At 71.1% G+C, this 15,248-nt stretch carries 13 protein-coding genes; 7 read left to right on the top strand and 6 right to left on the bottom strand.

Features of this window, described 5'->3' with window-relative positions; translation table 11 throughout:
* Window positions 1-40: 40 nt before the first annotated feature.
* Window positions 41-1,465: a type I glutamate--ammonia ligase gene (gene glnA, locus ACIP6W_RS10340; RefSeq protein WP_111225920.1), complete on the bottom strand. Its 1,425-nt coding sequence runs from the start codon at window positions 1,463-1,465 to the stop codon at window positions 41-43.
* 141 nt (window positions 1,466-1,606) lie between these two features.
* On the opposite strand from glnA, the gene ACIP6W_RS10335 reads away from it, so the two are divergent.
* Entirely contained in the window at window positions 1,607-2,077 is a 471-nt protein-coding gene (locus tag ACIP6W_RS10335) for an RDD family protein (RefSeq protein WP_271826540.1), read from the top strand.
* Window positions 2,078-2,441: 364 nt separating this feature from the next.
* Here ACIP6W_RS10335 and ACIP6W_RS10330 read toward each other — a convergent pair whose 3' ends face one another.
* The gene (locus ACIP6W_RS10330; protein WP_400429324.1) at window positions 2,442-3,155 is read right to left on the bottom strand and encodes a DUF4191 family protein; all 714 of its coding nucleotides are present in this window, start codon (window positions 3,153-3,155) and stop codon (window positions 2,442-2,444) included.
* A 127-nt stretch (window positions 3,156-3,282) separates the two neighbouring features.
* Between ACIP6W_RS10330 and ACIP6W_RS10325 the strand changes: the two genes are divergently transcribed.
* The gene (locus ACIP6W_RS10325; RefSeq protein ID WP_400429321.1) at window positions 3,283-4,224 is read left to right on the top strand and encodes a hypothetical protein; all 942 of its coding nucleotides are present in this window, start codon (window positions 3,283-3,285) and stop codon (window positions 4,222-4,224) included.
* A gap of 145 nt (window positions 4,225-4,369) precedes the next feature.
* On the opposite strand, the gene sucB is transcribed toward ACIP6W_RS10325, so the two are convergent.
* The 3 genes from sucB to ACIP6W_RS10310 all read right to left on the bottom strand — a co-directional run bounded on the left by sucB (window position 4,370) and on the right by ACIP6W_RS10310 (window position 8,948).
* Entirely contained in the window at window positions 4,370-5,866 is a 1,497-nt protein-coding gene (gene sucB, locus ACIP6W_RS10320) for a 2-oxoglutarate dehydrogenase, E2 component, dihydrolipoamide succinyltransferase (RefSeq protein WP_400429318.1), read from the bottom strand.
* A 73-nt stretch (window positions 5,867-5,939) separates the two neighbouring features.
* Window positions 5,940-7,313, bottom strand: a complete 1,374-nt coding sequence (gene lpdA, locus ACIP6W_RS10315; RefSeq protein ID WP_066654046.1) for a dihydrolipoyl dehydrogenase — start codon at window positions 7,311-7,313, stop codon at window positions 5,940-5,942.
* 153 nt (window positions 7,314-7,466) lie between these two features.
* Window positions 7,467-8,948: a leucyl aminopeptidase gene (locus tag ACIP6W_RS10310; RefSeq protein WP_400429315.1), complete on the bottom strand. Its 1,482-nt coding sequence runs from the start codon at window positions 8,946-8,948 to the stop codon at window positions 7,467-7,469.
* A gap of 76 nt (window positions 8,949-9,024) precedes the next feature.
* On the opposite strand from ACIP6W_RS10310, the gene ACIP6W_RS10305 reads away from it, so the two are divergent.
* The 5 genes from ACIP6W_RS10305 to ACIP6W_RS10285 all read left to right on the top strand — a co-directional run bounded on the left by ACIP6W_RS10305 (window position 9,025) and on the right by ACIP6W_RS10285 (window position 14,919).
* On the top strand, window positions 9,025-9,957 hold the full coding sequence (locus tag ACIP6W_RS10305; protein ID WP_066654048.1) for a proteasome assembly chaperone family protein: 933 nt from the start codon (window positions 9,025-9,027) through the stop codon (window positions 9,955-9,957).
* A gap of 117 nt (window positions 9,958-10,074) precedes the next feature.
* Window positions 10,075-11,400, top strand: a complete 1,326-nt coding sequence (locus ACIP6W_RS10300) for a nitrate/nitrite transporter (RefSeq protein ID WP_400429311.1) — start codon at window positions 10,075-10,077, stop codon at window positions 11,398-11,400.
* A 192-nt stretch (window positions 11,401-11,592) separates the two neighbouring features.
* Window positions 11,593-12,885, top strand: a complete 1,293-nt coding sequence (locus ACIP6W_RS10295; protein WP_400429309.1) for an RNA polymerase sigma factor — start codon at window positions 11,593-11,595, stop codon at window positions 12,883-12,885.
* 4 nt (window positions 12,886-12,889) lie between these two features.
* Entirely contained in the window at window positions 12,890-14,149 is a 1,260-nt protein-coding gene (locus ACIP6W_RS10290) for a MurT ligase domain-containing protein (protein WP_209682856.1), read from the top strand.
* A complete protein-coding gene (locus ACIP6W_RS10285) occupies window positions 14,146-14,919 on the top strand; it encodes a type 1 glutamine amidotransferase (RefSeq protein WP_066654057.1) in 774 nt (257 codons plus the stop codon). The genes ACIP6W_RS10290 and ACIP6W_RS10285 overlap by 4 nt, the downstream gene beginning before the upstream one ends.
* A gap of 83 nt (window positions 14,920-15,002) precedes the next feature.
* Here the strand turns inward: ACIP6W_RS10285 and ACIP6W_RS10280 are convergent, their stop codons facing one another.
* Window positions 15,003-15,227, bottom strand: coding sequence for a hypothetical protein (locus ACIP6W_RS10280; RefSeq protein ID WP_066654059.1), 225 nt, complete (start codon window positions 15,225-15,227; stop codon window positions 15,003-15,005).
* Window positions 15,228-15,248 lie beyond the last annotated feature (21 nt).

Raw genomic sequence — 15,248 nt, 5'->3', positions numbered from 1 at the left:
CACCGGAACCGGAGCGGGGCCTTCGTGGTGTCAGCGAGGATCAGACGCCGAAGTACAGCTCGTACTCGAACGGGTGCGGACGCTGCGCGAGCGGGAGGATCTCGTTCTCACGCTTGTAGTCGATCCACGTCTGGATGAGGTCCTCGGTGAAGACGTTGCCCTTCGTGAGGAACTCGTGGTCCGCCTCGAGGGCCTCGAGCGCCTCGTCGAGGGAGCCCGGCACCTGCGGGATGCCCTTGGCCTCCTCCGGGGGGAGCTCGTAGAGGTCCTTGTCGACCGGCTCGTGCGGCTCGATGCGGTTCTGGATGCCGTCGAGGCCGGCCATCAGCTGCGCCGCGAAGGCGAGGTACGGGTTGCCCGAGGCGTCCGGCGCGCGGAACTCGATGCGCTTCGCCTTCGGGTTCGTGCCCGTGATCGGGATGCGGATCGCGGCGGAGCGGTTGCCGGCCGAGTAGACCAGGTTGACCGGAGCCTCGAACCCCTTGACCAGACGGTGGTAGGAGTTGATCGACGGGTTCGTGAAGGCGAGCAGCGCCGGGGCGTGCTTCAGGATGCCACCGATGTACCAGCGCGCGACGTCCGAGAGGCCGCCGTAGCCGTTCTCGTCGTAGAACAGCGGCTTGCCGTCGCTCCAGAGCGACTGGTGGGTGTGCATGCCCGAGCCGTTGTCGCCGAACAGCGGCTTCGGCATGAACGTGGCGACCTTGCCCCACTGGTCGGCCGTGTTCTTGACGATGTACTTGAACTTCAGGATGTCGTCCGCGGCGTGGACCATCGTGTCGAACTTGTAGTTGATCTCCTGCTGGCCGCCGGTACCCACCTCGTGGTGCGAGCGCTCGAGCTCGAAGCCCGCCTCGATCAGCTTGAGCGTGATGTCGTCGCGCAGGTCGGCCGTCTTGTCGACGGGGGAGACCGGGAAGTACCCGCCCTTGTAGGGGGTCTTGTTGGCGAGGTTGCCGCCCTCTTCCTCGCGGCCGGTGTTCCAGGCGCCCTCTTCCGAGTCGACCGAGTAGAACGACTTGTTCTGGGTCACCGAGTAGCGGACGTCGTCGAAGATGTAGAACTCGGCCTCGGGCGCGAAGAACGCGGTGTCCGCGATGCCCGTCGACGCGAGGTACTTCTCGGCCTTCTTCGCCACCTGGCGCGGGTCGCGGCCGTAGATCTCGCCGTTCCGCGGGTTGTAGATGTCGAAGATCATGATCAGCGTGCGCTCGGCGCGGAACTGGTCGATGTACGCCGTCGTCACGTCCGGGATGAGCTGCATGTCCGACTCGTGGATCGACGCGAAGCCGCGGATCGAGGAGCCGTCGAAGAGCTGTCCGACCGAGAAGAAGTCCTCGTCGACCGTCGACGCCGGGATGTTGAAGTGCTGCTGGACACCGGGCAGGTCCGTGAAGCGGATGTCGAGGAACTTGACGTCCGTGTCCTTGATGAAGGCGAGCACCTCGGAGGAATCGCTGAACATGTGTGTCGATCTCCTGGGGGGTAGGTGATGTCGGAGGTGCCGCGGGTGCACCCTCCGACGAGGCTATTGACACCGGGTTTCCCGGACATGACTGCATTGTTTCGTGCGTGTTACGGGCACGGAGTCGCCTACCCTTGGAGCATGGCCCGCAGCACCACCCCGCCCTCGGCGTCGTCCGCACACCCCGGTGGGGAGCACCCGGACGGGTGGCCGGGCAAGGACCTCGGGCTCCCCGAGGACGGGCCGCGCAGCGTCGGCCGCATCGGTCGCCGGGTCGTCGGGCTGCTCATCGACGGCATCCTGGCCGACCTCGTGGCGTACGTCACCGGCGTGTGGTCGCCGCTCGAGGGATCCGGCGACATCGCGCACACGTGGATCCAGCTCGCGATCTTCGCGGTGCTGCAGGTCCTGTTCATCTGCACGCTGTCGGGCTCCTTCGGTCACGTGTGCGTCGGCCTGCGGGTCGTCCCGATCCGCGGCGGCTACGTCGGGGTGTGGCGACCGATCGTCCGCACCGTGCTGCTCTGCCTGGTCGTCCCGGCGCTCATCATCGACCGTGACAGCCGTGGTGCGCACGACCGCATCGCGGGGACGGTGCTCGTCCGGCGCTGACCGGCGCGGCCGGACGCGCGCGGAGCCGGAGGCGTGCGAACGACGCGCAACGACATCGTCGACGTCGTACGACAGCGGCGGTGTCGTTCTGCCCGCGGGTCGTCCGGCGGGTACGGGCGGAGCGACGAGATCGCTGTCGCACGACAGCGGCGGTGTCGTTCAGCCCGCGGTCGCCCGGCGGCGGGGGGAGAACGACGAGATCGCTGTCGGACGACAGCGGCGGTGTCGTTCTGCCTGGCAGCACCACCGGCAAGCTCGGCGCTCCGACGAGACCACAGTCACGAGGAGCACGCGCCTCGCACGCAGCGACGCCCCCGACCTGGCACGGTCGGGGGCGTCGTCGCTCGGAGCGCGGGGGAGACGATCAGCGCGGACGTCCGGCGCGCGCACGCATCGGGTCCATGCCCTTGGGGATCGAGGCCGCCGGGCTGTGCGTGAGGGAGTCCAGACGGTTCGCGACCGCCAGGACCTCGTTGCGGTTGAGCGCCTTCTTGTACTTGTTCATCGCCCGCGGGAGCTTGTGCAGCGTCACGCCGTCCTCGTCGTCGTCGACGTGGACCACGTGCACGGGGACGTTCGGGACGATGCGCTGGACCTTGCGGCGCTCCTCGTCGACCTGGCGCTTGAGGTTGCCCCGCTGCCCCTCGGTGATGAGGACCACACCCGGGGTGCCGACCGCGCGGTAGACGGCGGCCTGGGACCGGCCGTGCACGGCGACGGGCATCTCGCTCGATCGCCACTGGCGGCGGAGCGAGTTCGAGAGCACGGCGCCGACGGCGCCCGGCTGCCCGGCGATCTGCGAGTAGGCGGCACGCTCCGCCAGCCGACCGAGGACGATGAGGAAGAGCAGCACACCGAGCAGCACGCCGGCCACGATCCACAGCGTGATCGCGAGCCAGTTCTGGCCCGGCAGGAGCAGCGCGAGCAGGACACCCGCGACGACGGGGCCGACGAACGCCAGCAGGAACCACCAGACGGACTTCGGGTCGGCCCGACGGGTCATGGTGAAGACCTGGTACATCTGCTTGAGACGACCCGGCTCCTTCGCCGTCGTTGCTTGGGGAGTGCTGCGTGCCATGCGACCAGGATACGGCCTCGACCATCGCTCGCAGACCGCTGGTGCCCAGGCTGTGGGCGAACGTCGCCGTCCACAGGTACCGCACGCCGGCCGGGGGGCCCGTCCGGCGTCCGCGAAGCTCGTCACCATGACGACGACAGCGGGCAGCAGACGGTGGTGCGGTGCACAGGACCCCGCCGACTTCTCGGGGTGGGTCGCCGACCGCGCCGCCGGCGCCGGCCCGCACCTCGTTCCGGTGACCCGGGTCGGCAGGTGCCCGCAGGGCCACCTCGCCGCCGAGGTCCTCGACCCGTCGACCCGCGCGCTCGAGGACGCACTGGAGGCACTCGGCACGCCGACCGAGGGCGTGGCGGTCACCCTGACGGTGCCCCTGCTCGAACTCGCTGCGCGGGCACGATCGGGTGCGGTCGTGCTCGGAGCCGTCCCCTTCGACGCCGTGCGCGTCGACGAAGCGGGAGCGATCGTCGTCGCCGACCGTCCTCCCGGGGCGTCGGTCGCCTGCACGACACGCACGTCGGCCGATCCCGCTGCGGACCCCCGGGCGACGGCCCGTGCCACCAGAGCCCTGTCCCGGGCGACGGCGGCCGCTCGGGCCGAGGCAGCGGCAGCCTCCTCGCGGGTCGCGTGCACGCCACCGCCGGCGCACCCGCTCCCGTCTCCCCGTGACCTCGACGGCGCCCGCCAGCTCGTGACCGCCGCCCGTTCCGTGTGGGACCGTGTCGACGCGCGGTCAGCCGTCCGCAGCACGCTCGACCCGGTCCTCGACGCCGCGCGGGACGGAGACGCTCGGACGATCTCGGACGCGCTCGACCTCGTCGTCGGAGCCGCGCCACCCCGACCAGTGCGCTGGAGCAGACCGGGCCTGGCCTTCCCCGACGAGGAGCACGTCGGCGTCGGGCGTCTGCCGGACGACACCACGGACGCGATCGACTCGGTCGCCCGGGTGGTGCGTGACCTGGTCGAGCGGGGGATCCCCCTGGGACGGAAGCGCCGAGTGCCGGTCCGGCACGTCCTCGTCGGCACGGTGGTCGCGGGTGGTCTCGTGACCGCAGCGACCGGTCTGCGCTGACCGTGCCCCGCGTCCGCGGCCGCAGGATCGCCGACGGCCCCGGCCCGCGACGCACCGGACCGGCTCCGCCGCTCCCGGTGGAACGCCGGACGGCCCCGGTCCCACGAGGGGACCGGGGCCGTCCGGTGCGGATCGGAGCGACGACTCAGTAGCCGAGGTTCGGGCCGAAGTTGCCCTCCTCGAGGCGGTTCTTCACCGCGACGAGGTACCGCGACGCGTCGGCGCCGTCGATGATCCGGTGGTCGTACGACAGCGCGAGGTAGACGAACGAACGGACGGCGATCGCCTCCTGCCCGTCGACCTTCACGACCGCCGGACGCTTGGTGACGATGCCCGTGCCGAGGATCGCGGACTGCGGCAGGAACACCACGGGGGTGTCGAACAGCGCGCCGCGCGAACCGGTGTTGGTCAGTGTGAAGGTGCCACCCGCGAGCTCGTCCGGCTTGAGCTGGTTGTTGCGCGTGCGCTCGGCCAGGTCCGCGATCGCCTTCGAGAAGTCGGCGAGCGAGAGCCCCGACGCGTCCTTGATCACCGGGGTGAGCAGGCCGCGCTCGGTGTCCACCGCGATCGACACGTTCTCGTGGTCCGGGTAGACGATCTCGTCGCCCTCGACCGTGGAGTTGATCTTCGGGTGGGCCTTGAGCGCCTCGGACGCCGCGAGGGCGAAGAACGGCATGAAGCTGAGCTTCGAACCGGTCTTCTCGAGGAACTCGGCCTTGTTCGCGTCGCGGAACTGCGCGACCTTCGTGACGTCGACCTCGACGACGCTGGTGAGCTGTGCGGTCGAGGTCATCGACTGCACGGCGCGCTCGGCGACCACCTTGCGGAGGCGCGTCATCTTCTCGCGCGTGCCGCGGAGCGGCGAGGTCTCGGCCACGAACGGGCCGGACGCCGCGGCGGTCGGAGCCGACGAACCGGCGGACGACGCCTTCGCGGCGGCGGCGAGCACGTCCTCCTTGCGGATGCGGCCACCGACCCCGGAGCCGGAGACCGTCGACAGGTCGACGCCCTGCTCGTTGGCGAGCTTGCGCACCAGCGGGGTGACGTAGCCGGAGGCCGACGCGTCCTGGTTCGGGTTCGGCACCGACGCCGACGCGGTGGAACCGGCTGCGGCCGGCGCCGGAGCAGCGGCCGGAGCCGGAGCCGCGGCGGGCGCGGGGACCGCTGCCGGCACGGCGGCGGGCGGCGGGACCGGAGCGGCCTGCGGGACGGGCGGAGCCGACGGTGCCTGCGGGGCGGCGGGCTGCGTCTGGCCACCGGGCGCCGGCTCGGCCTGCTGCGGCTCCGGAGCCTTCTGCTCCTCGCCCTGCTCGGTGCTCGGAGCCGTCTCGGGCTCGCTCTCCTCGGCGGCTGCGGCGTCCTGGTCCGCACCCTGGTCGTCCGACGAACCGGAGTCCGATCCGGACCCGTCGCCGATCTTCACCAGCGCGGTGCCGACCTCGACGGTCTCGTCCTCCTGGACGAGGATCTCCTCGACGACGCCGGCGATCGGCGACGGGATCTCGGTGTCGACCTTGTCGGTCGAGACCTCGAGCAGCGGCTCGTCGACCTCGACGCGGTCACCGACGTTCTTCAGCCATCGGGTGACCGTGCCCTCGGTGACGCTCTCGCCGAGCGCCGGGAGGTTGACGGATTCGCTCATCGGGTGGGCTCCTGTTCGCGGGTTGCTGTGGTGGTGGTTGTCATTGTCTCGGTGTGCACGGTGGACGTGGTCGTCACAGCGCGTGCAGCGGCTTGCCCGCGAGGTGGAGGAAGGCCTCGCCCAGGGCCTCGTTCTGCGTCGGGTGGGCGTGGACGAGCGGTGCGACGTCCTCCGGGTGCGCCTCCCAGTTCACCGCGAGCTGGGCCTCACCGATGAGCTCGCCGACGCGCGCGCCGATCATCGAGACACCGACGACCGGTCCGTCGACGACCCGGACGACCTTGACGGCGCCGGAGGTCCCGATGATGTGGCTGCGGCCGTTGCCCGCGAGGTTGTACTCGTAGAAGTCGACCTTGTCCTTGCCGTACTCCTCCTCGGCCTTGGCCTGGGAGAGTCCGACCGAGGCGACCTCGGGGTCGGAGTAGGTCACCTTCGGGATGTTCGTGTCGGAGATGACGACGGGCTTCAGGCCCGCGATCTCCTCGGCCACGAAGATCCCCTGCTGGAAGCCGCGGTGCGCGAGCTGCAGGCCGGGGACGATGTCGCCGACGGCGTAGACGTTCGGCAGGTTGGTGGCGAGGCGCTCGTCGGTCGTGACGAACCCGCGGTCCATCGCGACACCGACCTCGTCGAAGCCCATGTTCTGCGTGAGCGGGCCACGGCCGACCGCGACGAGGAGCACGTCGCCCTCGTAGGTCTTGCCGTCCTCGAGCGTCACGACGACGCCGTTCTCGTGCTGGTCGACGTGGTCGAAGCGCACGCCGAGCGAGAACTCGATGCCGCGCTTGCGGAAGGCGCGCTCGAGCTGCTTGGACATCGACTCGTCCTCGGCGGGGATGAGGTGGGGCAGGCCCTCGACGATCGTGACGTCGGCGCCGAACGACTTCCACACGCTGGCGAACTCGACGCCGATGACGCCACCACCGAGGATGACGACCTTGTTCGGGACGTAGTCCATCTTCAGCGCGGTCTCGGACGTGATCACGCGACCGCCGATCTCGAGGCCCGGCAGGGACTTCGAGTACGAACCCGTGGCGAGCACGACGTTCTTGCCGGTGACGGTCTGGTCGCCGACCTGCACGGTGTTCTGCGAGGTCAGACGGCCCCAGCCCTCGACGACGGTGATGCCGCGCGCCTTGACCAGGCCCTGCAGGCCCTTGTACTTCGAGTTGATGACGCCCTGCTGGTAGTCGATGACCTTCGGCACCTCGACACCGGCGAACTCGGCGATGACGCCGTACTTCTCCGCGTCGCGGGTGGCGTCGGCGACCTCGGCGGCGTGCAGCAGCGCCTTGGTCGGGATGCAGCCGCGGTGCAGGCAGGTCCCCCCGAGCTTGTCTCCCTCGATGAGCGCGACGCTCATGCCGAGCTCGGCGGCCCGGAGCGCAGCGGCGTAGCCACCACTGCCGCCACCGAGGACCACGACGTCGTAAGTCTGTTCCGTCACCTGGTGCAACTCCCTCGTGCGTGTCGGGATCCCGGTCGGACCCCACTGGACACCGCGGCGGCGGCGTCCGACGGTCGGACCGCATGGTTCCGGTCCCGTCCCGCTGGTTCCGGCGGACGCGCGTCGGTGCGCAGCCCGCCGGACACCAACCTACTACCTGGACTGGAGCTCTTCTGCGAGCCCGACGAGCGTCCGGACCATGACGCCGGTCGCGCCCTTGCCGAGCCAGCCGTACCCGCCGCCCTTGTGCTCCGAGGGGCCCGCGATGTCGAGGTGCGCCCACGGCACGCCCTCGCCCACGAACCGCTCGAGGAACTTGCCGGCGAGGAGCATCCCACCGGCCGGGTTGCCCACGGTCGCGTTGACCATGTCGGCGACGTCGCTGGCGAGTCGCGCGTCGAGCTCCTCGGGCAGGGGCATCGGCCAGATCGGCTCGGCGACGGCGTCGGCGACCGCGCGGACCCGTGCGACCAGGTCGTCGCTGCCCATCAGGCCGGTGGTCCGGTCGCCGAGGGCGACGACCTGTGCGCCGGTGAGCGTCGCGACGTCGACGAGGGCGTCGGGCTGCTCGAGCGAGGCGGCGACCATGCCGTCGCCGAGGACGAGTCGGCCCTCGGCGTCGGTGTTCGTGACCTCGACGGTCTTCCCGTTCTTCAGGGTGAGCACGTCGCCGGGGCGCGTCGCGGAGCCGGACGGCATGTTCTCGGCGAGGCACAGCCAGGCGGTGACCTTCGTGTCGAGGCCGAGGCGCGCGGCGGCGATCGTCGCGGCGAGCACGGTGGCGGCGCCGGTCATGTCGGTCTTCATGCCGAGCATCGACGCGGCGGGCTTCAGCGAGAGGCCGCCGGAGTCGAAGGTGATGCCCTTGCCGACCAGCGCGAGGTGCCTGGACGCCGACGACGGCTCGTAGCGGACGACGACCAGGCGCGGGGGACGCTCGGAGCCGCGGCCGACCCCGAGGATGCCCCCGAAGCCCTGCTCCTCGAGCTGCTGCTCGTCGAGGACCTCGACGGTGAGGGGGAGGCCCTCGGCCTGCGCGACGGCGACGTCGGCGACGTCCGCCGGGCCGAGGTCGCCGGCGGCGGTGTTCACGAGGTCACGGACGAGCGCTGCCGCGTCGGCGATGATCGCGGGCCGGACGGTGGCGTCGGCGGCGGTGTCGGCCGGCGCGACGACCGCGATGCGCTGGTCGCCCCGGGCCGGAGCGGTCGTGCCGGTGCCCTTGTGCCGGGTGAAGGCGTAGGAGCCGAGCGCCGCACCCTCGAGCGCGGCGTCGACGAGCTCGGCCGAGTCGGTCGGCAGCGCCAGGGCGATCGACGCAGCCTGGGGGAGCTGGCGGACCGCGCTGCCGGCGGCCGCGCGGACGGACGCCGCGTCGACCGTGGCACCGAGGCCGACGAGTGCGATCCCGGCCGCGGCGACGCCGGTACCGGGGAGGCGGACCAGCTGGTCCTTCGCACCCGTCACACCGACGGAGCCGAGGTCGAGGTCGGCGAGCGCGTCCAGGGCGCCGGCAGCGCTCGGAGCGATCGTGGGGGCACCGCCGTCGGTGCCCGAGCGGACGCCGAGCACGAGGACGTCGGCGTCGACGTCGGAGGGGGTCGAGGTGGTGGTGGAGAGCGTCGGTCGGACCATGCGCCCAGCCTAGCCAGCACGTGTTCGCCGAGAGCGTCGGGCCGACGCAGGGGTCGGGTCGGGGGTGCCGCCTAGCATGGGGACGGTGAACCACCCCGAGGACCTGTACTCCGCTCCCGACGGCGCGCCGACCGTCCCGGCCGGGCTGCACCTGGTCGCGGGCCTGACCGGCTTCGTCGACGCGGGGTCCGCCGTCGCGCAGGTGGCCACGTCGATCCTCGACGGCCTCGACCACGAGCTCGTCGCGGAGTTCGACCCGGACGTCCTGCTCGACTGGCGCGCCCGCCGGCCGGTCATCACCTTCGAGCACGACCACATCACGGCCGTCGAACCGCCGCGCCTGGCGCTGCACCTGGTGCGCGACGAGCTCGGGCAGCCGTTCCTGTTCCTCACCGGGTACGAGCCGGACTTCCAGTGGAACCGGTTCGTCGACGCCGTCACCGGCCTCGCCGACCGCCTGCAGGTCGCGGACACGACGTGGGTCCAGTCCATCCCCATGCCCGTCCCCCACACCCGTCCGATCAGCCTGACGGTGTCGGGGACCCGCGCGGACCTGGTCGAGCAGCTGAGCGTGTGGAAGCCGGAGACGCAGGCGCCCGCGAACGTCCTGCACCTGGTCGAGCACCGGCTGACGCAGCTGGGTGCATCGGTCACCGGGCTCGTCCTGCTGGTCCCGCACTACCTCGGCGACACCGAGTTCCCCGACGCGGCGGTCACCGCACTGTCGAGCATCGCGGCGGCCACCGGTCTGATCTTCCCGACCGACGCGCTGCGTGCGTCCGACCGCGAGTTCCGCACACGCGTCGAGGAGCAGGTCGCGGGCAACCCCGAGCTCCAGCGCCTGGTCGGTGTGCTCGAGGAACGGCACGACACCTACATGGAGGGCAACCCGGTCGCGTCGCCCCTGACGAACGAGGACGGCGAGGTCCCGACCGCCGACGCGATCGCGGCCGAGCTCGAGCGCTTCCTGGCCGACCGGCGGTCCGACGGCGACGCGTCGACCGACTGACTGACAGGGAGCGGGCTGCGCCGCTCGCGGCCTGGAGGCTCCTCCACGGCCCGCACCGCGCCTCCCGTCCTCCACAGCACGTGTCGGGCGCGGGCCGCGCGTCGGTAGCCTTGTCGGGTGAACTCCCGCCGTGCCTTCCTCGTCTGGGGCGTCGCGGTGCTCGCCTACGTCCTCGCCGTGGTGCAGCGGTCGTCGCTCGGGGTCTCCGGCGTCGACGCGCAGGACCGCTTCGCGGTCTCGGCCGCGGTCCTGTCCACGCTCGCCGTCGTGCAGATCGCCGTCTACGCCGGGCTGCAGATCCCGGTGGGGATCGCGCTCGACCGGGTGGGGCCGCGCAGGCTCGTGCTGCTGGGCGCCGCGCTGCTCGTGGTCGGCCAGGTCGTCGTCGCGTTCTCGCCGACGATCGGCCCGGCCATCGCGGGCCGGGTGCTCGTCGGAGCCGGCGACGCGATGACCTTCATCTCGGTGATCCGTCTCGTCCCGATGTGGTTCACGGGCCGCATCCTGCCGCAGATCTCCCAGTGGACGGGCAACCTCGGTCAGGTCGGACAGGTCCTGTCGGCCTTCCCGTTCGCCGTGCTCCTGCACACCGCCGGGTGGACCCCGGCGTTCGGGGTCGCCGCGGCCGCGAGCCTGGTCGGTCTCGTGCTGGCGGTCGTCTTCGTCCGCAACGGCCCCGTCGCGGTGCGGACCGACACGATCCCACTGCCCCTGCCGCACTCGTGGCGCGGCGCCTTCCACACCTTCGGGCACGCGCTGCGGCGGCCGGGCACGCAGCTCGGCTTCTGGTCCCACTACGTCACGCAGTCGTCCGGCACGGTCTTCTCGTTGCTGTGGGGCGTGCCGATGCTGCGCAGCCTCGGGTACAGCCCGTCCGAGGCGGCCGGCTTCCTCACCGTCGTCGTCGTCACCGGCTTCGTCGTGGGACCGGTGCTCGGCGTGCTCTGCGCCCGGTTCCCGCTCCGGCGGTCGAACCTGGTGCTCGGCATCGTCCTGGCGCTCGGGGTGGTGTGGACGGCGGTGCTGCTCTGGCCCGGGCACCCGCCGACGTGGCTGCTCGTCCTGCTCGTGGTCGCGATGGGGGTCGGCGGCCCGGGATCCCTCATCGGTTTCGACTTCGCACGCAGCTTCAACCCGGTCGGGTCGCTCGGCTCGGCGAACGGCGTCGTGAACGTCGGCGGGTTCCTGGCGGCCTTCGTCATGATGTTCCTCATCGGGACGCTGCTCGACGTCGTGTCGGGCGCGACGGGGCGCACGGTGTTCGCCTGGGACAACTTCCGCATCGCGCTCACCGTCCAGTACGTGGTGGTCGGGTTCGGCGTCGTGATGCTGCTGCTCGCGCGCCGACGGACCCGGCGGCAGATGCACGCGCAGGACGGAATACGGGTGGGGCCGCTCTGGGTTGCACTGGTTGCGCGCCTGCGGAAGCAGGCCGTGCAATAATGGAGGACGGACCCGTTCGGGCCCCTCACTACCGCGTCGCCTCGCTGCGCCGCGGGGGTCGGGGGACTTGACATGGGTCCTCATGCTGCCCGGAACGGTAGGACCTGACGACGCGGGGGACTGCGGCCCAGGCCCTGGGCGGCGAGGGAAGCCACGACCCCACGAACGTGGCACGACGAGAGAGGTGATCGCATGGCTGCCCGGAGCACGACGATCGATCCCACGAAGGACACCGAGCCCGAGGCCGTCGCGGCGGACGACGCCGACGCGGCCGAGGGGAAGGCTGCGCCGAAGAAGCGCGCCACCAAGACCACCGCCGCGAAGAAGCCCGCTGCGAAGGCAGCGCCGAAGAAGACGGCCACGCGCGCGAAGAAGAAGGCCGACGACGAGGACGAGGACGACGAGGCCGTCGAGCCCGCGGACGACGCCGTCGACTCGACGGACGACGCCGAGGACACCGAGACCGAGGACAAGGACGCCAAGCCGGACGCCGCAGCAGCGGTCGCCGCGGGCGCGCTCGTCATCTCGCAGTCCGACGACGACGAGGCACCGGTCTACTCGACCACGATCACCGGCGCCACCGCCGACCCGGTCAAGGACTACCTGAAGCAGATCGGCAAGGTCGCGCTCCTCAACGCCGAGCAGGAGGTCGAGCTCGCGATGCGGATCGAGGCCGGCCTGTTCGCCGAGGACAAGCTGCAGCACTCGACCGGTCTCTCCAAGCCGGAGGAGCGCGAGCTCCGCTGGGTCGCCCGTGACGGGCAGCGGGCGAAGTCCCACCTGCTCGGCGCGAACCTGCGCCTCGTCGTCTCGCTGGCCAAGCGCTACACGGGCCGCGGCATGCAGTTCCTGGACCTCATCCAGGAGGGCAACCTCGGTCTGATCCGTGCGGTCGAGAAGTTCGACTACACCAAGGGCTTCAAGTTCTCGACGTACGCCACCTGGTGGATCCGTCAGGCGATCACCCGCGCGATGGCCGACCAGGCCCGCACCATCCGCATCCCGGTGCACATGGTCGAGGTCATCAACAAGCTGGCCCGTGTGCAGCGCCAGATGCTGCAGGACCTCGGTCGCGAGCCCACTCCGGAAGAGCTCGCCCGCGAGCTCGACATGACCCCGGAGAAGGTCGTCGAGGTGCAGAAGTACGGTCGCGAGCCGATCTCGCTCCACACCCCGCTGGGTGAGGACGGCGACTCGGAGTTCGGCGACCTGATCGAGGACACCGAGGCGGTCGTGCCGGCCGACGCCGTGGGCTTCACGATGCTGCAGAAGCAGCTCGAGAGCCTGCTCGACTCCCTGTCCGAGCGCGAGGCGGGCGTGATCCGCATGCGCTTCGGCCTCGGTGACGGTCAGCCGAAGACCCTCGACCAGATCGGGGACACGTTCGGCGTGACGCGCGAGCGGATCCGACAGATCGAGTCCAAGACGATGGCGAAGCTCCGCCACCCGTCCCGGTCGCAGTCGCTCCGCGACTACCTCGAGTAGGCCGATGCGCTTCCTCATCCCGATCCTGGTCGGGCGGGTCCTCCGCGCCCTCGCACGTGCGCGGGGCGGCGGGTCCGCCTACCCGGGCTACATCGTCCTCAAGCTGGTGCCGGACTTCCTCCAGCACGTGACGAAGCAGTTCCCGAACGGCGTCGTCTTCGTGCTCGGCTCCAACGGCAAGTCGACGACGACGCACATGATCTCGGACATCGTCCGGGCACACGGCCTCCGCGTCTTCACGAACCCGTCCGGTGCGAACCTGCCGCAGGGCATCGCCTCGGCGCTGTTGTCCGAGGTGTCGCTGACCGGCAGGCTCAAGGCGGACATCGGCATCCTCGAGGTGGACGAGGCCTTCGCGGTCGAGCTCGCCGGCATCCTGTCCCCGTCGACGGTGACGATGCTCAACGTGCAGGTCGACCAGCTCTACCGGTTCTTCGAGACCGAGCGCGTCGCGACGATGATGCTCGACACGGCGGCGCTGTCCACGGCGAACGTCATCACGAACCGGGACGACCAGTTCCTCGACGCGTACGCGGGCCGCTCGGGCCAGCGCGTGCTCCGCTTCGGCGCGAGCGCCGAGGTCGTCGCTGCGGCCCCGAACGGGCTGCAGAACGCCGACGACTTCGACCGGACCGCCGGCGAGCCGAACCCCGCCGAGTCCGAGGTCGTCGCCAACACCGGCGACGGAGCGACGATCCGGTTCGACGGCACCGACATCCCCGTCCGGCTGCCGGCACGGGGCCTGCACTACGCGGTGGACGCAGCGGCCGCGACCGCGACTGCGAGCGCCGCACTGGGTGCGCAGTTCCGGGCCGACGCCGTCACGAGGGCGTTCGGCACGATGAAGCCCGCGTACGGGCGAGGCGAGCGCCTGCCGATCGCTGGCGAGTCCGCCGAGTTCACGATGTTCAAGAACGCGGCGAGCCTGCAGCTCAACCTCGACGCCCTGCCGGACCGCCCGGAGCAGGTCCTCATGGCGATCGACGAGGGCACCCCGGACATCTCCTGGATCTACGACATCGACTTCTCGAAGCTCGACCACGTGGACGTCGTGTCCGGGGACAAGGCGTGGCAGATCGCCATCGCGCTCGAGCACGCCGGTGTCCGCATCGGCCGTGTCGAGCCCGACGTCGAGGCTGCCATCCGGCACATGGAGCAGCTCGGCTCGACGACGTCGGGGACGAAGAACTTCATCGTCAACTACGAGATCATGATGATCGCCCGCAAGGCCCTCGGCCACGGCGACATGGAGAAGACCGCATGACGGCCGACCGGCTGACCATCCTGCACGTCTACCCGCGTCAGATGGGGGTCTCGGGCGACCGCGGCAACGTCGTGGCCCTCACCCGCCGTGCCGAGGCCGCCGGCATCGCCACGGAGGTCGTCACGTACGCGCCGGGCGACCAGCTCCCTGCTGCGGCCGACGTCGTCGTCGTGGGCAACGGGCCGCTCAGCGCCATGCGCTCGCTCGGGGCCGACGTCACGCGTGTCGGGGCGTCCCTCCGCGAGTTCGCCGCTGCCGGCGTGCCCGTCGTGGCCGTCGGCGGGGGCTTCGACCTCGCGACCAACGAGGTCGTCCCCACCGAGGGATCACCCGTCGCGGGCTTCGGCGTGTTCGACGCGCGGGCCGTCCGCGGTGCCGAGCGTCGGGTGAACTACTTCGTGCTCGACACGCGGTACCCCCTGCTGCCCGGCGCACCGAAGCGTCTCGCCGGCTTCGAGGACCACGCGACCCGGATCGAACTGGCTCCGGGCGTCGAGCCCTTCGCCGACGTCGTGTCCGGTGGCGGCAACCAGGCCGGGTCCGCCGTCGAGGGGGCGATCACGGGTTCGTCCTTCGGCACGCACACCCAGGGGCCGATCCTGCCGCTCAACCCGCAGCTGACCGATGCGGTGCTCGCTGCGGCGACCAAGCGCCTCGGGCGCGAGTACGCGCCGGACCCGGAGCGGACGGCGACCGTCGACCGGTACGCGCGCGAAGCGCGCGCGACCGTCGACCGCTACGTCGACAAGGCCTTCAAGCGGATCGCCTAGTCGACCTGGCGGTCGTCACGACGACGAACGGGAGGCGCGGTGCCAGCTGGCACCGCGCCTCCCGTTCGTCCGTCTGGTGACGACTACTTCGACTCGTGGAGTCGGCTGCTCTCGTCGTGCCACTCGAGCGCGGTGGCTGCGAGCTTCTCCTTGAACTCGGCGCCGTGGTGGGCGCAGAAGTAGAGCTCGCCGCTGGCCATGGTGGCGCGGATGTACGCCTGCGCTCCGCAGCTGTCGCAGCGGTCAGCGGCGGTGAGCTGGTGGCTGCTGGCTTCGTCGATGGAGAGGTCCTGCACGGTCTGGGTCATTGCTGTGCTCCTCACGGATCG

It is taken from the genome of Curtobacterium sp. NPDC088465 (assembly GCF_044753165.1).
Taxonomy (GTDB): domain Bacteria; phylum Actinomycetota; class Actinomycetes; order Actinomycetales; family Microbacteriaceae; genus Curtobacterium.
The sequence above is the reverse complement of the archived record's forward strand: the minus strand, read 5'-3'. Positions and strand labels throughout refer to the sequence as shown.